This is a genomic window from Bifidobacterium sp. LH_419 (assembly GCF_056356955.1).
The window spans coordinates 425,356-443,637 of sequence record NZ_JBKEVG010000001.1 but is presented as its reverse complement, the minus strand read 5'-3'; the positions used below and the strand labels follow the sequence as shown (position 1 = coordinate 443,637).

The window sequence follows — 18,282 nt, the reverse complement described above, 5'->3', positions numbered from 1 at the left end:
CAACCGGGAACATGCCGGGGACGAGACCCCGGCGAGGGAACAGACAGGGAAAAGGAACAGCAAGTGATCGCGCTCATCATTGGAATCCTCGTGTCGTTGCTCGTCACGATCGTCGGCACGCCGATGCTCATCCGCCTCGTGCACAAGCTGCACTACGGCCAGTACATCCGCCAGGACGGCCCGCAGTCGCATCTGGTCAAGCGCGGCACGCCGACGCTCGGTGGCGTCGTCATCAACCTCGCCATCCTGCTCGGCTGGGGCGCCTCCGCGCTCTACCGCTACCTGCGCAACGGCGACGTGCCCTCGTGGTCGGCCGTGCTCGTGCTCTTCGCGATGCTCTCGATGGGCCTGCTCGGCTTCATCGACGATTTCGCCAAGGTGCGCAAGAAGCAGAACGAGGGCCTGACCGTGCGCGGCAAGTTCATCGGCCAGTTCATCTTCGCCACCGTCTACGCGGTGCTCGCGCTGCTCATCCCCACCAAGAACGGGTTCCCCAGCGCGCAGGCCGGCATGAGCTTCATCGAGAAGCCGTTCCTGAGCTTCGACTTCGCTGGACGCGCCGTCGCCATCGTCATCTTCGTGATCTGGGTGAACTTCCTCATGGCCGCGTGGACGAACGCGGTGAACCTCACCGACGGCCTCGACGGCCTCGCCGCCGGATCCTCGATGATCGCGTTCACCGGCTACGGCGTCATCGCGTTCTGGGAGAGCTACCACCTCAAGGGCGCCGGCCACTACGGCTTCGCCTACGGCGTCTCCGACCCGCTCGACCTGACCATCATCGCGATCTGCGCGGCCGTCGCCTGCATCGGCTTCCTGTGGTACAACACCAACCCGGCCGAGATCTTCATGGGCGACACCGGCTCGCTTGCGCTCGGCGGCCTGTTCGCCGCGCTCTCCATCGCCACGCACACCGAGTTCCTCGCCGTCATCATCGGCGGCCTGTACGTCATCGAGGCGATGAGCGACGTCATCCAGGTCGGCTACTTCAAGGCCACGCACAAGCGCGTGTTCAAGATGGCCCCCATCCACCACCACTTCGAACTGTGCGGATGGCAGGAGTCGAAGGTCGTCGTGCGCTTCTGGATGATCGAGCTCATGTTCGTGCTCATCGGCCTCGTCGTCTTCTACGGCGATTGGGTGACCCGCTCCGGCCTGCTGTTCAGCTGAGTCCGGCCGGGCCGGCGGCCGGACCGGCGTTCGGCGTAACAATCGATTGGAATAATGCCGCTGGAGCCGCGGCGTGACCCGTCACGGCATCGCGGACATCATGCGGACATCCTAAGGGGGATCAAGACATGGACATCACAGGAAAGACGGTCGTCATCGCGGGACTCGGCGTGTCGGGCACGTCGCTGGCGGAGGTGCTGCGGGAGCGCGGCGCGCACGTGATCGGCGTCGACGAGCGCAAGCCGGAGGCCGACCTCCACTCCTTCGACCAGATCGACTGGGACACGGTCGACTACGTCATGTCGTCGCCCGTGTTCAACCCCCGCACGCCGTTCGTGCTCGAGGCGCAGCGCCGCGGCATCCCGGTGATGAGCGAGGTCGAGTTCGCGTGGCGTCTGCGCGTCGACTCCGCGCGCACCGGCGAGCCCGCCGGCTGGATCGGCATCACCGGCACCAATGGCAAGACCTCCACCACCGAGATGACCTCCGCCATGCTCACCGCCTGCGGGCTCGACGCGCCATGCGCCGGCAACATCGCCTCCGGCAACATGGCGATGTCGCTGTCGCGCTGCGCCACCAACCCCGCGCACGACGTGCTGTGCGTCGAGCTGAGCTCGTTCCAGCTGCACTTCACCGATTCGCTCGCGCTCGACTGCGCCGCCATCACCAACATCGCCGACGACCATCTCGACTGGCACGGCGGCCGCGAGAACTACGCCGCCGACAAGGCCAAGGTGTTCCACGGCGTCAAGCGCGCGCTCGTCTACAACGCGGACGACGTGCTCGTCACCGCCAAGGCCGGGGCCGCCGAGCCCGCGGACGGGTGCCTCAAGGTCGGATTCACGCTGCATGAGCCCGAGGCCGGTCAGATCGGCGTCGCCGACGGCTGGATCGTCGACAGGAGCGGCGTCGCGGGCGGCGAGCCCGGCGAGGCGACGCGCATCGCGCCCATCGCCGAGTTCACGCATCTGACCGAGCCCGACGGCACCATCTACCCGCACCTGCTCGCCGACGCGCTCACCGCGCTCGCCCTCGTGCTCGGCTACGGCGCCGACAAGGACAAGGCGCTCGAAGCGCTGAAGGCCTTCCACCCGGGCGGCCACCGCATCGAGACCGTCGCCGCCACCGCCGCCGACGCGGAAGGCCGCACGATCCGCTTCGTCGACGATTCGAAGGCCACGAACGCGCACGCCGCCAACGCCTCGCTCACCAGCTTCGCCGACGGCACCGTCGTGTGGATCGCCGGCGGCCTCGCCAAGGGCAGCCGGTTCGAGCACCTCGTCGCCGACCGCAAGGCCACGATCAAGGCCGCCGTCATCATCGGCAAGGACCAGCGTCCGATGCTCGACGCGTTCGCCGCCTCCTCGCCCGACACCCCGCTCACCGTCATCGACCCCGAACCGAACGGCACGGTGATGGACCGCGCGGTCGAGGCCGCCGGCGCGTACGCCGCGCCCGGCGACGTGGTGCTCATGGCGCCCGCCTGCGCCTCCATGGACCAGTTCGTCTCCTACGCCGACCGCGGCAACCGCTTCGCCGAAGCCGCGCGCCGCTGGGTGAAGGCGCATGGCGAAGACTGATCGCGACCATCCCGGCATCCGTAGCCTGCTCAACCCGCTGTGGTGCTACCACGGCTTCCGCATGGCCGTACTCGGCCTGAGCGTCTTCGGCGTGATCATGGTGTTCTCGTCGTCCGCCGTCTCGTCGGCGTCGGCCGGCCGGTCGCCGTTCACCGATTCGCTCAGCCAGGTCGGCGTGTGCGTCGTGGGTCTGGTGCTCGGCATGCTCGTCGGCGCGTGCCCGACGCGGCTCTACCGGAAGGCCGGATTCCCGCTCGTCGTGGTCGCGGCCTTCGTCCAGGCGCTCACCTTCACGCCGCTCGGCGTCGGCCAGTACGGCAACAACGGCTGGATCGCCCTGCCCGGCACGTCGCTCACCTTCCAGCCCGCCGAGTTCACGAAGTTCGCCCTGTGCGTGTGGATGCCGTCCGCGCTGATCGCCGCGCGCCGGATCCTCGGCGACCGGACCGGATGGAAGGACGTGTTCTCCGCGTACCGGGCGGTGCTCATCGTGTACGGCGCCTGCCTGGTGCTGGTGCTCGGCGGCAAGGACCTCGGCACCGCGATGGTCGTCATGCTCATCGGCTTCGTCGCCCTGCTCGTCTCCGGATTCCCGGGGAGGAAACTGGCGGCGATCGCCGGAATCGGCATGGCCGCCGTGGTCGCGATGGTCGCGTCCAGCCCCAACCGCCGCGAACGCGTGCTCGCCGCATACACGCAATGCTCCGCCGCCGACGCGCAGGACATCTGCTACCAGTCGACGCACGCGCGCTACGCGATCGCCTCCGGCGGGTTCCTCGGCGTCGGCCTCGGCAACTCGCGCGAGAAATGGAACTATCTGCCGGCCGCGCACAACGACTTCATCTTCGCGATCATCGGCGAGGAGACCGGCTTCGTCGGCTGCGCGATGGTGATCCTCATCTTCGCGATCCTCGGCTGGTGCCTGCTGTTCAGCGCCATGCAGGCCAAGGACCGCTACAGCGCGATCGCCCTCATGTGCGTGGCCACCTGGTTCGTCGGGCAGGCGTTCGTCAACATCGGCGTGGTCGTCGGCATCTTCCCCGTGTTCGGCGTGCCGATGCCGTTCGTCTCGTCCGGAGGCTCGTCGATGCTCATGTGCCTGATGACGGCCGGATTCGCCAGCGGGCTCATGCGCCAGCAGCCGCAGGTCAAGGCGGACACGTCCAGACTGTAGATGGCCGCGCGCCTGACTATGCTCGATACCCATGAAGCATATCGTCCTCGCCGGCGGCGGCACCGCCGGACACGTCAACCCGCTGCTCTCCGTCGCCGACGCGATCCGGGGAATCGACCCCGACGCGAAGGTGACGGTCATCGGCACGGCCGTCGGACTGGAGAAGGATCTCGTCCCGGCCGCCGGATTCGAACTCGACGCCATCGACAAGGTCCCGTTCCCGCGCCGCCCCAACCTCTACATGCTGCGGTTCCCCGCGAAATGGAGGGCGGAGACGCGCAAGGTGCGCGGCATCCTCGAGGCGCGCGAGACCGACGTGGTCGCCGGCTTCGGCGGCTACGCCTCGGCACCCGTCTACGCGACCGCGCACCGCATGGGCCTGCCCATCGTCATCCACGAGCAGAACGCGCGCGCCGGCATGGCCAACAAGCTGGGCGCCCGCTGGGCCGACTTCATCGGCACCGTGTACGAGGGCACCGGCCTGAAGCCGGGCAAGGGGACCGAGATCGAACGCGTCGGCCTGCCGCTCAGGCCCGCCATCGCCTCGCTCGTCGGCGAGCTGGTGAAGGACCGCGCCGGGGCGCGCCGCCGTGCCGCGGCCGAGCTCGGCGTCGACCCGGACCGTCCGCTCGTGCTCGTCACCGGCGGCTCGCTCGGCGCGGTCAGCCTCAACCGCGCCGTCGCCGCGGCCGCGGGCGACATCCTCGCCCATGCGCAGGTCATCCACCTGACCGGTCGAGGCAAGGCCGACGAGGTGCGCGGGCTCGTCGACGTGAACGCCGGCGAGGGCCATCTCGCCGGACTGCGCTTCAACGACGGCGACGCCGCGGGACAGGGCGACTACCATGTCGCCGAATACCTGGAACGCATCGACCTGGCGTTCGCGTGCGCCGACCTCGTGATCTGCCGTTCCGGCGCGGGCACGGTCGCCGAGCTCACCGCGCTCGGTCTGCCCGCCGTCTACGTGCCGCTGCCCATCGGCAACGGCGAACAGCGGTTCAACGCGCAACCGGTCGTCGAAGCCCAGGGCGGCGTCATGGTCGCCGACGCCGACATGACGCCCGACTGGGTGCGCGGTCACATCCCCGCCCTGCTCGCCGATTCCGAACGGCTCAGGGCCATGGGCGCGAAGGCCTGGGAGTACGGCATCCGCGACGCGGCCGACACGATGGCGCGCCGCATCCTCGCCCTGGCCGGCACCGGCCGCGAATAGGCCGATACGCGAGTGGACCGATACGACATATCCGACCATAATGGAACAGGCCCGTGCCGCGGACAGACGCGGATGGGCCGCAGATCATTCCCACAAGGAGCACGTTTCGTGAGCGCAGACACCTCATCGTCCATCATCCTCGACCCCGCACGCGCGGCCTTCCGTCCGGAAGAGACCACCGACACGCTGGGGGCCACGCATTTCATCGGCATCGGCGGCGCCGGCATGTCCGTCCTGGCCGAAATGCTCCACGAACGCGGCGTGGCCGTGTCCGGCTCCGACCGTGAGCGCAGCGCCAAGACCGACCGCCTCGAATCGCTCGGCATCACCGTCGCGTTCGGACAGAAGGCCGAGAACGTGGCCGACGCCGACACCATCGTCTATTCGAGCGCCATCAAGCCGGACAACCCGGAGATCGTCGCCGCGCACGAAGCCGGCAAGCGCATCGTCCACCGCAGCGACATCCTCGCCCTGCTCATGCACGGCAAGCGCGCCGTCACCGTGGCCGGCGCCCACGGCAAGACCACCACCAGCTCGATGCTCGCGCACGTCCTCGAACACTGCGGCGAGGAACCGAGCTACGCGATCGGCGGCTCCATCCAGGGGCCCGACGGCACCACCATCGACGGCGGCCACGTCGGCGCGGGCGCGCCGCTCGTCGCCGAAGCCGACGAATCCGACGGCAGCTTCGAGAAATACCGTCCCGAGATCGCGATCATCACCAACTGCGAGGCCGATCATCTCGACCACTACGGCGACGAGGCGCACTACCGCGCCGCGTTCGTCGAACACGCGGGGCACGCGACCGGTCACATCGTCATCTGCGCCGACGACGCCGACGCGCTCGCCGTGCTGCGCGCGCTCGATCCGTCGGTCGCGGCGCACGCCATCGCCTACGGCACCGCCGATCCGGCCGAAGCCGGCGACCTCAACGGTGCCGCCTACGTGCACATCGAATCGGAGAACGAGACCGCCGGGACCGGCGCCGAACACTTCACTCTCCATCTGCCGGAAGCGGTGACCGGCGGCGAGCCGGTCGACCAGCCGGTCACGCTCGCCGTGCCCGGACTGCACAACGCGCGCAACGCGGCCGCCGCGATCTCCGCCGCCGTGCTGCTCGGCGTGGCGCCGTCCGCCGCGGCCGCCGCGATCGCGTCGTTCCGCGGCGCCGCACGCCGGTTCCAGGTCCGCGGCACCGTCAAGCAGGTCACCGTCGTCGACGACTACGCGCATCACCCCACCGAGATCGCCGCGCTGCTCGACGCCGCGCGCCGCCGCTACCCGAAGTCGACGATCCGCGTGCTGTTCCAGCCGCACCTGTTCAGCCGCACGAAGTTCTTCGCGCGCGAGTTCGCCGAGGCGCTCGCCAAGGCCGATGACGTGATCGTCACCGGCGTGTTCCCGGCGCGTGAGAAGCAGGAGGACTTCCCGGGTGTGGGACCGCTCACCATCGTGCGTGAATCGCAGGGGATGACGGGCGTCGAATTCCGCGCCGTCGACGACATGAACCTCGCCGCCCGCATGATGGCCATGCGCGCGCACCACGGCGACGTCGTGTTCACCGTGGGCGCGGGCGACATCACCGAAATGGACGAGGTGATCCTGCACGCGCTCGAAGCCCACCGCGAAAGCTGCGAGTGATGGCGGGACGCGTCGTCAGGTCGGACGGCGGTGCGTCCGGGCGGGAAACCGGCGGATACGACGATTCCGGCAGGTTCGCGGACTCCGGCGGATACGGCGGTTCCGGCAAACCCCGTGAGACGCGTTCGTCCGCAGTGTCCGGCAGATCGGTCGTGCGCCGCCGCTCCGGCGGGGCGGCGGGCCTCGACGCGCCGCACACGGCCGGAATCGGATCGGAGACGGAACGCCGCCCCCGCCGGGCCGTCGGCGAGGCCGGCTCGCGAGAACCGGTGTCACGTTCCGAACCGGGACAGTTCGTCGACGCGCGCCGGCTCGCCAGCGAGGACCTCGTCGCCCGGACGTTGCAGGAGAACTCCGGCACGCTCGGCCTCGCCACGCGACCCAAGGTCGTGGACTTCAAGGCGCGCGCCAAGGAGCGCAGGCGCGTGGGCGCGCGCATCATCGCGTTGCGCGTGGGCGTCGCGGTGCTCGTGACCGCCCTGGTCGTCGGATTGGGATGGCTGCTGTTCCTGTCCCCGGTGCTGCGGCTCGAAGCCTCGCAGGTGACCGTCTCCGGCGCCAACGAATGGGTGAGCGAACGTCAGGTGCGGCAAATCGTGGACGGACAGACCGGCAAATCGCTGCTGCTCGTCGACACGAACGCGATGACCGACGAGATGACCGCCATCGCCGGCGTGAGCCGGGCGGAGGCGGTAAAGAAGTTCCCGCACGGGCTCGCCGTGACCATCAAGGCGCAGCGGCCCGCGGCCATGCTCAGGGAGAAAGGCTCGGACGCGCTGACCGCCGTCGACGCGAAGGCCCGCATCCTGAACTCGGTGTCCGCCAACGCCTCCGTGGAGGGCGTGCCGGTGATCGACGTCGGCGACGTGGACGCCGGGCTCAAGAGCCGGGCCGTCAAGGAGACGCTCACGATACTGGATTCGCTTCCCGAATCGCTGCGCAAGCAGATCACCAAGGTGACCGCCGGCACGCAGGATTCCGTGACCACCGAACTGAACGGCGGCGAACATGTGATCGTGTGGGGCAACTCCTCGGATCTGAAGCTCAAGAAGGCCGTGGTCGACAAGATCCTGTCCGACTCGAACGTGATCGGAGACAAGACCGAGATCGACGTGTCCGCGCCGTTGCGGCCGGTGCTGCGCTGACAGCATAAGCGCCGGACCCGTTTGCGATAGGCGGCGACCGGGTGTATTCTGAAAAGTCCGGCCGCAAGACCGGAGCTTGATAATTCAAGAATGGGGTCGATCGGTTTCGACGGTGACCTGTTCGTCGCAGGGAAGCGTGCCGAGAACGCCGGGTCCGCTCGTGGATGCCCCCGGCAAAAGAATAAGTGCTAAATCTAACCGCACTGAGTTCGCTCTCGCTGCCTGAGCTTCGCGCCAGGATTAACCAGTGAGCAGCCGCTCCGTTCACTCCTCCTCGTCCTTGGGGGGATGCTGAGCGTCGTTTAGAGGACTTGCTGATGTGATTGAGTCACAGGGTCGCATCGGGACTTTCACTGCGAATATGCCCGCCAACGGTTGTCCGCGACATAGTTGGGAGCAGAAAAACCGCCGCATGGCCAGCGGACTACGCACGTAGAAGACTGAGGGTACGGTCACCGGACCGGGGTTCAATTCCCCGCGACTCCACCACACGAAAGCGCCGCTCCGAAAGGGGCGGCGCTTTTTCGTTGCAATACCAACGTTTTCCCCTGATTTTCCAAGTGTTCCGAGGCGGGGAGGGAAAGACGTGAAAAGGTCTGAAACGTCCGTCTGACACCTATCATGTGTGGTAGTTGGTGTGGTAGAAAACCGCGCCGCCGGACGCGACGATGGAGGAGCGATGCCGAAACGATTCGGGGCCATCCGATTCAAACCCAACAAGACCAACCCCAAATACATCGAGGCCAGCTACATCACGCCCGCATGGGCGTTCAGCGAATGGCCCGGCCTCAAGGAACGCCAATACGCGAACTTCGACCCGGACGACGAGGACGGCGCACGCGCATGGCTCCGCAAGGCGCGCGTCAGCATCGAGGCCGGATCATGGCAGCCCGAAAGCGAGACCAGACGCGACCAAGGCCGCAAATCCATCACCCTCGCCACCTACTTCGACCAGTGGATCACGACCCGCCGCACCAAACAGGGCACACCATTGGAGGCCGGCACCCTCTACCGGATCCGCAAGGACGCCGAAAACCACATCCTCCCGTACTTCGGCCGCATGCGCCTGACGGACATTACCACCAGCGACATCGACCGCTGGTGGGCAGGCCTCGACCACACCCAGACCGCCATGTGCATCAACGCGCTCAAAACCCTCAAAGCCATCCTCAACAGCGCCGCCGCACCCGGACGCGACGGCGAAACCCCGCTCATCGCCGAAAACCCCTGCCGCATCACCACGCCCCGCCACCGCCGCGACCACGAGACCATCCCCGCCACCATCGACCAGGTCAAGACCATCCACGACGCCATGCCCGAACGCTACGCGCCCGCCGTCTACCTGAGCCTCTTCTGCAACGGCCTGCGCATCGGCGAGGTATGCGCGCTCCGCCGCCGCGACATCGACCTCAAGAACCTCACCCTCCACATCCGCGCCAGCCGCAAGACCATGGACAAGACCGCCCTCACCGGCAAACCCAAGACCGCCAACAGCGTGCGCGACGAAGCCATCCCACCCCAATTCGCCCCACTCCTCAACGACCTCCTCGACCAAATCCCCGACGACCCCGACGCCTTCGTCTTCCCCGCCATCCGCCACCCCGACCAGCCCCTCCACCCCAACACCCTCCGCAAATGGTTCAAAACCGCCCGCGAAACCGCCGGACGCCCCGACCTGCGCTTCCACGACCTACGCCACACCGCCCTCACCCTCCTCGCCGAACACGGCGCCACCCTCAAGGAACTCATGGCCGCCGCAGGCCACAGCGACCCCGAAACCGCCATGCGCTACCAACACGCCACACAAACCCGCACCCGCGCCCTCGCCCGACAGATCGGCCAACTCATCCCAACCACCGACACCACCCCGACCGACACCGACGACACCGACGACACCGACGACGAGATCACCCGGCTCAAACGACGACTCGCCGCGCTCGCCGCCGAAAACCAACGCCTCACCCAACAGCTCAACCGACAATGACGAAACCTCCCCGGCGCTCGCCGATGCGGGCACCGGGGAGGTTTCGTCTATTCCTTGGGGTGCTTGCGCGGCCGTCCGCCGCCGACCCCGCGGCCGGGGCGGTTCCGGTTCCACTCGTCGATCGTCTCGGGCAGCCATCCGCGCGTGCGGCCTACCAGCGCGTCCGGCTCGGGCAGCCTGTAGCCGGCGGCGCTCGCGTTCTTCACGCCGATGCGTTCGGCGACCTCGGCGATGCTGAGATACCGTCTAGTCGTCATCGTGACTCCGCTTCTGTGCGGCCAGTGCGATGATGACGCCGCACAGGCCGAATACTCCGGCGGGGAGGGCATGCCCCGTCGCTCCGAGCGCGAGCGAGACGATGCCGCATGACAGGGGGATTATGTATTTCGTGTTCATGGCGTTCATGGATTATTCTGGAATGGGCCGAGGCCCCGGATAGGTGAGGAATCCGGGACCGGCCTTTTACTTTTTGTCGTTCTTCCTTGAATCGAAGTAGGCGGCGATGCCGATGGTTATCGTGCCGATTCCGATGAGGAAGTTGCCGATTGCGTTGATTGCATTCCAGAAGCTATCCATGTTCACCTCCTTTCCCGTGTTCCGTTGACGATTCTATTATAGAACATCTATATAAGATATGCAAGCCGAGACAGCAACGACACGCCGAAGGCCGCCGCGCCCTGCCGCCTACCCTGTCCACGGTTTCGCGAGAATCGGAGATATGACGTTTGCGACATCCCGTGATGTCGCGTAAGCTGTTCAGATTACGCCGAACGCAATCGAAAGGAGGCGGCCATGACCATGACCGATGCCGGCGTGAAGCCCATCCCGGTGTACACGCCGCCCGCCGACGGAAAGCCCCGCAATGCGGTGGATGCGAAATGGATGAAGCTGCACCGCGCGATGCTGAACCGCCGTACACGCGCCATGAAGAAAGCCGAACAGGTTGAGAATAGCGATCGTCACTAGCCGCCTGTGCGACTCCGACGACCAGCTCGCCCTGCGACGTTTCGTCTGCTGCGAGCCGGGCGCGCCCGAGTACGCGATGGACGTGCAGAGGTATATCCGCGGCCTCCATCTCGCGGACGAACCCGGCATGTACCGCATGGTCCTCCAGTATGGCGACGAGACCCACGTGGGGCCGATTGTCGGATTCTGCGAATTCGGCTACGACCCCGCAGCCCCGGAATCCAGCGGCTACGCCATCTCATTCATCGCCACCGCCCTGAGCGAGCGAGGACGGCATCTGGGCTGTTACCTGCTGGACGGCGCACTGCGCTGGATGGCAAACGACGCCGCCCGTCACGGACGCGAACCATACGTGCTCACACAAATCGACCCACACAACACAGCCAGCATCCACCTGTTCACCGACGCCGGCTTCGAGGACGAGGGCATCGACGAGAACGACGCCGAATACCACATCTGGTCGAAAACATTCAAACCGTCCGCCACCGACAGGCTCTATCTCTATTCACCCGTCATGCTTGACGAGAACGAAACGCGATAATCCGGACATGACCGCCCCGGCGCTCGCAGATGCGGGCGCCGGGGCCGTTTTCGCTTATTCTTTGGGATGTTTGCGCGGCCGTCCGCCGCCGACGCCGCGGCCGGGGCGGTTCCGGTTCCATTCGTCGATCGTCTCGGGCAGCCATCCGCGCGTGCGGCCGATGGTCGCGTCCGGTTCGGGCAGCTTGTAGGCGGAGACCGCGGCGGTACTGATGCCGAGTCGTCTCGCCACGTCGGTGACGCCGAGGTATTCAGTGGTCATCGCGGCCTCCGTTGTCAAATCCGAGATGAAGACAGTCGAGGCCGGCCGCGACCGCGAACAGCGCGGTGATCCACGGCTGTATGCCGCCCACGGCGCAGGCGGCCGCGATGATGGCGAACGCGAGTCCGCCGATGCCCTGTGTCTTGCGTTTCATGGTGGTTTGCGGGATGATTGTGGGGCCGAAGCCCCGGATTCTAGGCCTATCCGGGACTTCGGTCTGTCACTTCTTGGGCTTGTCGCGTTCGTCGCGCCATTTGATGATGTCGAACGCCAGTTTGGCGGCTTCGACGATCACGGCCCCGATGGCCGCGACGGCGAGAATGAAGTCGTTGCTCATCCCGCTTCCTCCTTTCGCTCTTGAGTTGTGGCGTCGGTCTTCCGTGCCGACATAACTATATTAACATAGATAATAAAGATATGCAAGTCGGGACAACGACGACACGCCGTCGTCTCCACGCCGAAGAGTTGAATGGACGGCAAAGGAGGAATGATGGCCGAGAAAATCGTCGGAACCGGCATAACACCGACTACGGTCGCCAACAGCATCCTCCGTCGCGCCTTCCGCGATGATGTTCAGGTGACCCCCATGAAGCTCCAGAAGCTCCTCTTCTACGTCACCTGCCTGTACCAGAGAAACACGGGCAAGAGACTGCTCACCGAGTCCTTCCAGCCATGGCGCTACGGCCCCGTATGCCGTAGCGTATACGACGAATTCAAAGGCTTCGGAGGCAAGCCGATCACGCGATACGCACAAGATGCGCTAGGCAACGCCACCGCGGTGGACGAGTCCAGCAGCGAACCGTTCCGCAAGGCGCTGAACCTCGTATGGCTGACATTGGGAGGGAGAAGCGCCGTAGAGCTTTCCCGCATGACCCACCGCAACGGTTCCGCATGGTCGCAAGCCATAGCCGCCGAGAAACCATTCATCAGCAACACCGCAATGGCCGAAGACCACACATTCGACGAAGAGCTGGGAATCTGAAACATGAATCAGAACGAAGACATTCCCCTCGACGCATCCGTCGATCTGCCTCCGGAGGGATATGAATCCACCGACGCAGACGACAACATCAAAACGGAACCCATCAACCCCAAAGACAAGCACAACTGGGAAGTCGAGAACTTCAAGAACAGCACGGCCTTCATCATCGTCGCCTTCTGCCTCCTCATGGTCGCGATCTTCACCGGCGTGCAATTCACATGGACAGGCTCCAGATACGGGCATGAAACCATCTCCAGCGCAATCGACGTATTCAAGCTGATCGCCACTACCGCACTCGGCTTCCTATTCGGCCGCAATTCGAAATAGGAACCACCCCGGCGCTCGCCGATGAGCAGCCGGGAGCGGTCTCGTCGTTCGCCTTGGTCAGGCGTCCTGCAGGGCACTGACGCGTTGGGGACTGACGCCGGTGACGGTGGCGACGTCGCGCACGGTCAATCCTTCGCCGCGCAGGGTGGCGACGGTGCTGCGGGCGAGGCGTGACGCCTCCTCCTGCGCCTTGCGGGCGGCCTCGCGCTTGGCGAACAGGTCGTCGACCATGCGCTGCGTGGCCTCGTCGAGCTGCGGGTCGATGGCGACGTCGCCGACCTTGACGCCGAGCATGTCGGCGGCGTCGCGCACCATGGCCTCGACCTGGTCGAGGCGGCGCGCCTGGGTGAACAGGCCGGGGATCTCGGGGACTTCGACGGCCCACCAGCCGTTCACGCGCCGGCAGATGGCGGTGGTATTGACGGGTTCGCTCATTTCTGTTCCTTCGGATGCAGTGCAGGATGCCTTTGCTATGATTGCCGCTTTTGGCCCAGGCGTCTTCGAGGTCGTTGTCCTTGATGGGCTTGTAGGCTCGCTTCGTGAGCTTTTCCACTCCACATGTGTAGTTCATAACTATGCACTTTTCAAGTCAAGTGATATTGACTAAACCGTGTCCGTGAGTCATCTATCTAGGTCTAAGGAGGCCATCCATCGGCCTCATCAACTCAGAGTTAAGTAAAGAAAAAAGTGTTTCTTTTGGTTCCACGGCCCACTTCCACTTCCTATTGAACAGCCGCAGTCATGCGTGACTACGCGCACGATGTCAGTCAGGGGGTGACTACTACAACGCCGTATGCAAGGCCTACGCGGACGCGTACGGATGCGTTCGAAGACTACGCGACCGATGACGTCTACGACCCCGACCATATGTTCTACCGCATGGTCTGCGGCTTCAACGGCAACGACTACAACGGTCTGAACTACACGCAGCTCAGGAACGGGCAATCCTGCGCCGGATTGGCGGTGGATGACCTGTGGCTGAGCCTCAAAAACATGGACGACACGATGCGGTGGGCCAAGGCAAATGCCACTGCAGCATGGAGGCCAGCTGAGACGACGACCAAACCATTACCACCCGGCAATCCACTTGGAAAAACATGCACACGGGCCCGATCCGTCACCGGCAAGACACGATTCCCCGAAACCTGGGACGAGAAGAAGATACGCTGGGCGGTAAAGGAAACCGTCACCGCACCACGCGAAGCAATCGTAGGGCCCCGATCCAACAAGAAATTCCACGTCCGCAACATCGAAGGCGTCGACGTGGTCGTGGAACTCGTATGGAAGATCGACAAATGGAGGGTGATCACCTCCTACCCCGCCAGACAAGGAGCATGGTCATGACACTGGACGACAGAGCCGCACAACTGGCCCGGCAACTCCGCCTACTGGTCGCCCCTGTCATGACCGACAGACAACTGCTCATCGCGGATGTGACCATCGACGCCGGCGAAGGCTACGAAGCCCTCAAATGGCTGTTCGACGCCACCGAAGACGAAAACCTCACGATTCCCCACGACCTCGTCGAGCAGATCAGAGACTGCATACAACCAGAGGACATGGAGGAGTACGCGCCCCTCATCGCCAGCCAGCTCCAACATAGCTGACACCCACAATCTGACGCCCACAATCCCATTACCGGCAGGCCCTATCTCCATTCCCCCGATTATCCTCGGTGGGGAAGAACCATGATTATCTTGTCATGATCGTCTCCGCTCCGGTTCTGACAGGGATTGATAGCCTTGAATTGGACAAGGGCATCGTGTCGGGACTGATGGAGGGAATGAATGAAGCCGTTCAGCGAGTTACGCGAGGAAGCCTCACGGGCCGCGCAGGCCGAAGGCCTTAGCTTGGAGGAACCCGCCGGCGTGCATGACGGCGAGCTCATCTTCTACACCGTCCCGGCCGACTACGAACCGGGCATGGTATTGGGACTGCCCCAAGCATTCTTCGTGGACATGGAAACCGGCAGGGTCCGATACTGCACGACGGACGAAAGCGAAATGCTTTGCGACCGCGGATTCCTCGACAGGTTGGGCCCCGTCCCCGAATAATCCAAGCACCGATTCATCGGTCCGGCGTCATCCTCGGATGAAGGCGAGTTCCTCGCGCAATGCGGGACGGTTCGGATACCTGCGGATGATGAGATCGGCGACGAGCCGTGCCGAGGCGTCGTCGAACACGTCGGCGTAGCGGCGCAGCTGTTTCGCGATCTGCCGGTAGACGGCACGGGTGGCGCTCAACCGCACCATGCCCGCTCGCGGCGCGCGCACCGCGCCCGACGGCCGGGACGGATCCGCGGCATCGGCATGGAGCAGCCGCATGACGTCGTCCTCGGACAACGCGCCCTGCGGCATCGCCTCCAGAATCGTCTCGCGCGCCTTGTCCGGGTGCCCGATCGCCATCGTCTTCAGCAACGGCAGCGGGGGATAGGCGATGGTCACGCAGTAGGTGAGCGCGTCGTCGGTCAGACGTTCGTCCACGATGAGCTTCTCATATGCGGGATTGCGCCAGCTGCTGCGCCTGGCGACCCTGTACCCGTCGTCGACCGTCGTCATCTCGGGCCGCGACGTGATGCGTTCGGCGATGTCGCGGGCGCAACGGCGGGCGAGACGCCGGGCCTCGTCATGCCATCGCGCGTCACCGGCATCGTCCGCGCCGCCGGGACGTTCCGTGGACAGCAGCCGTCGCAGACGGTTCACGTATGCGGCGTCCCTTTTGTCATTGCCTGTGATGATGTAGTCGCGGTACAGGTCGGCGAGCCGTGCCGCGTCGTCCGTACCTTCCGCGCAACATTCCAGCAACGTGCGCCAGCCGTGTGGCAGCAGCCCCGGCAGCAGCCCATTGCGCGTGATGAACGCATCGGCCTGGAATCGGTCCGTCACCGTGGCGAGGAACGCTTCGACCGTCTCACGCGCCTCGCGGAACCGGCGGTCGTCGAGCAACGTGACGACGCGCATCAGCGTGAGTGGAGCCATATCGGGATGCTCACGCCAAAGCGTGGCGCATCCCTCGTCGTCTCCGGCGAGGCGGCGTATATCGTAGGCGACCATGAGCATGTAGCGGCGCAGCACGCGGCGTGAAGCGACCAACGCCTCATGCGGCAGGTCGGCGTCATGGTGCTCGCCGAACCGTTCGAGCGCGGTATCGACGACGTCGTACGCCCACATCGTCTTGTCGCCGTGACGGGCGAACGCGGTGGCGGACGCCAGCAGCATGGCCGCGTTGACGGGGTCATAGAACTGGAGTTCAGGCTCGTATGCGGCCTTCGCGATCTCGCCCAGCGCGATGCTCGCCGTCGCCGAGTCGGCGTAGCGGGCGACGTTCTCCATGTAACAGCGGATCTCGCTGGACAGCAGGTCGTTCTCGTTGCATAGCTCGTGCCGCTCATCCTCGACGGAGTTCGTGAACGCGGCCAGCGCCGAGGCGCTGATGGCCAGGTTCAGGCAGGCGTGTTCCCAATCCGTGGAATGGAGCGCGTTGTCGACGACCGTGTGGAAACCGGAGAGGGCTTCGGCGAGCGTCGGATCATCGGGCCGTGGCATATCGTCATCCCCGTGGGGATGGTCGAGGGGGTCGTCGAGGGCGTCTGGCGGCAGAAGCCCGCCGTCCATGTCGTCGAGGGGGATGCCGTCGCCCTGATGATGGATGCCGTGCCGCCGGTGGTAGGCGTCCATGGGACCGAGCATCATTCGACCCGCCTCACGGGTGGGAATCAGCGGTCCGGACGAGCCCTCGCGCGTCAGATGATCCGCGTATTCGATGCATGTGTTCGACCAGAAGAACAGCACGTTGCGGCCGTCGGAATCGCGTTTCTCCTCGTCGATGCGCTTCAGCACGCCGTCGAGCACATAGGACGGCACCCGGCGGCGGCGTCCGCCGGACGATTCGGACGTATCGGACGCGTCGGGCGCCGCATCACCGTGTCCGTCGGCCCAGCGCCGGCGCAGCTCGTAGAGCGTCGCGCCCACATGCTTGCAGTATGGGGTCAGGTGATACGGGCAGGTGCATGCGGCCGACATGACGTCGCCGGCATCGTCGATGCGGACATCGACATCGTAGGGACCGTCTTCGCTGCCGGCGACCTGCGCGTGGAACAACGAGGGCGCGATGCTCTCGATCCGTTCCACGCGGCCATCCTGCCAATAGTCATAGGCGCGTTCGAGTATCCATGGCGCGTCGTCGAACATGGACTCGAACTCGTATAGCGCGGGTTTCGCGGGAAGACTCATACCTCGAGTGTAGCCGCGAAACCCGTATGCCGGGGTCCGGTCACGGAACCGGTCAGGCTTCCTCGTGCCAGTGCGGGTTCTGGCCGAACGTGTAGCCCTCCGGATTGTCCATCGCGGCGATGTCGCGCATGTCCTGCTCGTCGAGCGTGAATCCGGTCAGGTCGAGGTTCGCGCGCTGGCGTTCGCGGTGCATCGACTTCGGGATCGCCACGTCGCCCAGCTGGATATGCCAGCGCAGGATCGCGGCGACGGGGGAGACACCGTGCTTGGCGGCGATGCGCGTGATCGTCGGATCCTTGAGCATCTGGTTGGCGCGTCCCAGCGGGCTCCACGCCTCGGTGATGATGCCGTGCGCGTCGTCGTAGGCGCGCTGCTCGTTCTGCTGGAAGAACGGGTGCAGCTCCACCTGGTTGACCGCGGGCGTCACGCCGGTGGCGCGGATGAGCAGGTCGATGTGGCCGGGCAGGAAGTTGCTCACGCCGATATGCCTGACGATACCCTGCTGCTGCGCGTCGACCAGCGCCTGCCACGCCTCCACGAACTGGCCCTGCGACGGGTTCGGCCAGTGGATGAGATACAGGTCGATGTAGTCGAGGCCCATGCGCGCCACCGACTCCTCGATGGTCGCGCGCGCCTGGTCGTACTGGTGGTGGCGGCCGGGCAGCTTCGAGGCGACGATGATGTCCTCGCGGGGCACGTCGGATTCGCGGATCGCCTTGCCGACCACGCCCTCGTTCTCGTAGTTGAACGCCGAATCGATGAGACGGTAGCCGACCTCGAGCGCCGACTTGATCGCCTCCACGCCGGCGAAGCCGTTCACCTTGTACGTGCCGAAGCCGATGGCCGGCAGTTCCAGCCCGTCATGCGCGCGGCGCACGGGGATGGCGGGAGGGTCGAGCAGTGTTGCCATGATGGTTCCCTTCATTGGACATATGGTCATATGGTGCGGGCGGATCCGCCGCATCCCCACCAACTCTACGCGCGTTCCGCCCGTCCCCGATCCCGGATTCGCGACACGCCGAAACCATGTGACGTGGGTCTCGAGAGGAACCGGACATTCGGATGA

Annotated in this window: 20 protein-coding genes and 1 other RNA gene; 15 read left to right on the top strand and 6 right to left on the bottom strand. The window is 65.5% G+C overall.

The annotated features are described in order from the left end of the window. The first annotated feature begins 63 nt into the window (after positions 1-63). The 8 genes from mraY to AC1AYX_RS02100 all read left to right on the top strand — a co-directional run bounded on the left by mraY (position 64) and on the right by AC1AYX_RS02100 (position 9,907). Positions 64-1,170 carry a phospho-N-acetylmuramoyl-pentapeptide-transferase gene (mraY, locus tag AC1AYX_RS02135; RefSeq protein WP_476501941.1) on the top strand — a complete coding sequence of 369 codons (1,107 nt, stop codon included), beginning with the start codon at positions 64-66 and terminating at the stop codon, positions 1,168-1,170. A gap of 128 nt (positions 1,171-1,298) precedes the next feature. Then, on the top strand, positions 1,299-2,750 hold the full coding sequence (murD, locus tag AC1AYX_RS02130; protein WP_476501940.1) for a UDP-N-acetylmuramoyl-L-alanine--D-glutamate ligase: 1,452 nt from the start codon (positions 1,299-1,301) through the stop codon (positions 2,748-2,750). Beyond that, entirely contained in the window at positions 2,737-3,924 is a 1,188-nt protein-coding gene (locus AC1AYX_RS02125) for a peptidoglycan glycosyltransferase FtsW (RefSeq protein WP_476501939.1), read from the top strand. Before murD ends, AC1AYX_RS02125 begins: the two co-directional genes overlap by 14 nt. 31 nt (positions 3,925-3,955) lie before the next feature. Beyond that, the gene (locus AC1AYX_RS02120; RefSeq protein ID WP_476501938.1) at positions 3,956-5,137 is read left to right on the top strand and encodes a UDP-N-acetylglucosamine--N-acetylmuramyl-(pentapeptide) pyrophosphoryl-undecaprenol N-acetylglucosamine transferase; all 1,182 of its coding nucleotides are present in this window, start codon (positions 3,956-3,958) and stop codon (positions 5,135-5,137) included. 135 nt (positions 5,138-5,272) lie between these two features. After that, on the top strand, positions 5,273-6,778 hold the full coding sequence (gene murC, locus AC1AYX_RS02115) for a UDP-N-acetylmuramate--L-alanine ligase (protein WP_476502034.1): 1,506 nt from the start codon (positions 5,273-5,275) through the stop codon (positions 6,776-6,778). Further along, positions 6,778-7,923 carry a cell division protein FtsQ/DivIB gene (locus AC1AYX_RS02110; RefSeq protein ID WP_476501937.1) on the top strand — a complete coding sequence of 382 codons (1,146 nt, stop codon included), beginning with the start codon at positions 6,778-6,780 and terminating at the stop codon, positions 7,921-7,923. Before murC ends, AC1AYX_RS02110 begins: the two co-directional genes overlap by 1 nt. A 92-nt stretch (positions 7,924-8,015) precedes the next feature. Then, positions 8,016-8,412, top strand: a transfer-messenger RNA (tmRNA) gene (gene ssrA, locus AC1AYX_RS02105). 190 nt (positions 8,413-8,602) lie between these two features. Beyond that, a complete protein-coding gene (locus AC1AYX_RS02100) occupies positions 8,603-9,907 on the top strand; it encodes a tyrosine-type recombinase/integrase (protein ID WP_476501936.1) in 1,305 nt (434 codons plus the stop codon). A 47-nt stretch (positions 9,908-9,954) separates the two neighbouring features. Here the strand turns inward: AC1AYX_RS02100 and AC1AYX_RS02095 are convergent, their stop codons facing one another. After that, positions 9,955-10,164 (bottom strand): helix-turn-helix transcriptional regulator, encoded by a 210-nt coding sequence (locus tag AC1AYX_RS02095; protein ID WP_476501935.1) that lies wholly within the window; start codon positions 10,162-10,164, stop codon positions 9,955-9,957. 535 nt (positions 10,165-10,699) lie between these two features. Here AC1AYX_RS02095 and AC1AYX_RS02090 point away from each other — a divergent pair. Together AC1AYX_RS02090 and AC1AYX_RS02085 are read left to right on the top strand one after the other, a co-directional pair. Then, positions 10,700-10,873, top strand: coding sequence for a hypothetical protein (locus AC1AYX_RS02090; RefSeq protein WP_476501934.1), 174 nt, complete (start codon positions 10,700-10,702; stop codon positions 10,871-10,873). Further along, entirely contained in the window at positions 10,851-11,414 is a 564-nt protein-coding gene (locus AC1AYX_RS02085) for an N-acetyltransferase family protein (RefSeq protein ID WP_476501933.1), read from the top strand. The genes AC1AYX_RS02090 and AC1AYX_RS02085 overlap by 23 nt, the downstream gene beginning before the upstream one ends. A gap of 54 nt (positions 11,415-11,468) precedes the next feature. Here AC1AYX_RS02085 and AC1AYX_RS02080 read toward each other — a convergent pair whose 3' ends face one another. Both AC1AYX_RS02080 and AC1AYX_RS02075 read right to left on the bottom strand, forming a co-directional pair. After that, complete coding sequence (locus AC1AYX_RS02080) at positions 11,469-11,675, bottom strand: hypothetical protein (protein WP_476501932.1); 207 nt, start codon at positions 11,673-11,675, stop codon at positions 11,469-11,471. After that, positions 11,665-11,829, bottom strand: coding sequence for a hypothetical protein (locus AC1AYX_RS02075; protein ID WP_156963160.1), 165 nt, complete (start codon positions 11,827-11,829; stop codon positions 11,665-11,667). Before AC1AYX_RS02075 ends, AC1AYX_RS02080 begins: the two co-directional genes overlap by 11 nt. A 336-nt stretch (positions 11,830-12,165) precedes the next feature. Here AC1AYX_RS02075 and AC1AYX_RS02070 point away from each other — a divergent pair, with 336 nt between their 5' ends. Further along, positions 12,166-12,657 carry a Panacea domain-containing protein gene (locus AC1AYX_RS02070; protein WP_034527677.1) on the top strand — a complete coding sequence of 164 codons (492 nt, stop codon included), beginning with the start codon at positions 12,166-12,168 and terminating at the stop codon, positions 12,655-12,657. Positions 12,658-12,660: 3 nt separating this feature from the next. After that, positions 12,661-12,984: a hypothetical protein gene (locus tag AC1AYX_RS02065; protein ID WP_476501931.1), complete on the top strand. Its 324-nt coding sequence runs from the start codon at positions 12,661-12,663 to the stop codon at positions 12,982-12,984. 57 nt (positions 12,985-13,041) lie between these two features. Here the strand turns inward: AC1AYX_RS02065 and AC1AYX_RS02060 are convergent, their stop codons facing one another. Further along, positions 13,042-13,419 (bottom strand): type II toxin-antitoxin system HicB family antitoxin, encoded by a 378-nt coding sequence (locus tag AC1AYX_RS02060; protein WP_476501930.1) that lies wholly within the window; start codon positions 13,417-13,419, stop codon positions 13,042-13,044. A 306-nt stretch (positions 13,420-13,725) separates the two neighbouring features. Here AC1AYX_RS02060 and AC1AYX_RS02055 point away from each other — a divergent pair, with 306 nt between their 5' ends. The 3 genes from AC1AYX_RS02055 (at position 13,726) to AC1AYX_RS02045 (ending at position 15,038) form a co-directional block, all read left to right on the top strand. Continuing rightward, on the top strand, positions 13,726-14,328 hold the full coding sequence (locus tag AC1AYX_RS02055; RefSeq protein WP_476501929.1) for a hypothetical protein: 603 nt from the start codon (positions 13,726-13,728) through the stop codon (positions 14,326-14,328). Beyond that, complete coding sequence (locus AC1AYX_RS02050) at positions 14,325-14,591, top strand: hypothetical protein (RefSeq protein WP_476501928.1); 267 nt, start codon at positions 14,325-14,327, stop codon at positions 14,589-14,591. Before AC1AYX_RS02055 ends, AC1AYX_RS02050 begins: the two co-directional genes overlap by 4 nt. Positions 14,592-14,771: 180 nt before the next feature. Then, positions 14,772-15,038: a hypothetical protein gene (locus tag AC1AYX_RS02045; protein ID WP_476501927.1), complete on the top strand. Its 267-nt coding sequence runs from the start codon at positions 14,772-14,774 to the stop codon at positions 15,036-15,038. Between the two features lie 27 nt (positions 15,039-15,065). Here the strand turns inward: AC1AYX_RS02045 and AC1AYX_RS02040 are convergent, their stop codons facing one another. Together AC1AYX_RS02040 and AC1AYX_RS02035 are read right to left on the bottom strand one after the other, a co-directional pair. Next, a complete protein-coding gene (locus AC1AYX_RS02040; protein ID WP_476501926.1) occupies positions 15,066-17,216 on the bottom strand; it encodes an SWIM zinc finger family protein in 2,151 nt (716 codons plus the stop codon). Positions 17,217-17,268: 52 nt separating this feature from the next. After that, the gene (locus AC1AYX_RS02035; protein ID WP_476502033.1) at positions 17,269-18,117 is read right to left on the bottom strand and encodes an aldo/keto reductase; all 849 of its coding nucleotides are present in this window, start codon (positions 18,115-18,117) and stop codon (positions 17,269-17,271) included. Positions 18,118-18,282: the final 165 nt, after the last annotated feature.

Excerpts from the sequence above, each read along its gene's own strand:
- murD (WP_476501940.1), top strand. The coding sequence starts at position 1,299 with ATGGACATCACAGGAAAGACGGTCGTCATCGCGGGACTCGGCGTGTCG.
- AC1AYX_RS02125 (WP_476501939.1), top strand. The coding sequence starts at position 2,737 with ATGGCGAAGACTGATCGCGACCATCCCGGCATCCGTAGCCTGCTCAAC.
- AC1AYX_RS02120 (WP_476501938.1), top strand. The coding sequence starts at position 3,956 with ATGAAGCATATCGTCCTCGCCGGCGGCGGCACCGCCGGACACGTCAAC.
- AC1AYX_RS02110 (WP_476501937.1), top strand. The coding sequence starts at position 6,778 with ATGGCGGGACGCGTCGTCAGGTCGGACGGCGGTGCGTCCGGGCGGGAA.
- AC1AYX_RS02100 (WP_476501936.1), top strand. The coding sequence starts at position 8,603 with ATGCCGAAACGATTCGGGGCCATCCGATTCAAACCCAACAAGACCAAC.
- AC1AYX_RS02095 (WP_476501935.1), bottom strand. The coding sequence starts at position 10,164 with ATGACGACTAGACGGTATCTCAGCATCGCCGAGGTCGCCGAACGCATC.
- AC1AYX_RS02090 (WP_476501934.1), top strand. The coding sequence starts at position 10,700 with ATGACCATGACCGATGCCGGCGTGAAGCCCATCCCGGTGTACACGCCG.
- AC1AYX_RS02080 (WP_476501932.1), bottom strand. The coding sequence starts at position 11,675 with ATGACCACTGAATACCTCGGCGTCACCGACGTGGCGAGACGACTCGGC.
- AC1AYX_RS02075 (WP_156963160.1), bottom strand. The coding sequence starts at position 11,829 with ATGAAACGCAAGACACAGGGCATCGGCGGACTCGCGTTCGCCATCATC.
- AC1AYX_RS02070 (WP_034527677.1), top strand. The coding sequence starts at position 12,166 with ATGGCCGAGAAAATCGTCGGAACCGGCATAACACCGACTACGGTCGCC.
- AC1AYX_RS02065 (WP_476501931.1), top strand. The coding sequence starts at position 12,661 with ATGAATCAGAACGAAGACATTCCCCTCGACGCATCCGTCGATCTGCCT.
- AC1AYX_RS02060 (WP_476501930.1), bottom strand. The coding sequence starts at position 13,419 with ATGAGCGAACCCGTCAATACCACCGCCATCTGCCGGCGCGTGAACGGC.
- AC1AYX_RS02055 (WP_476501929.1), top strand. The coding sequence starts at position 13,726 with ATGCGTGACTACGCGCACGATGTCAGTCAGGGGGTGACTACTACAACG.
- AC1AYX_RS02050 (WP_476501928.1), top strand. The coding sequence starts at position 14,325 with ATGACACTGGACGACAGAGCCGCACAACTGGCCCGGCAACTCCGCCTA.
- AC1AYX_RS02045 (WP_476501927.1), top strand. The coding sequence starts at position 14,772 with ATGAAGCCGTTCAGCGAGTTACGCGAGGAAGCCTCACGGGCCGCGCAG.
- AC1AYX_RS02040 (WP_476501926.1), bottom strand. The coding sequence starts at position 17,216 with ATGAGTCTTCCCGCGAAACCCGCGCTATACGAGTTCGAGTCCATGTTC.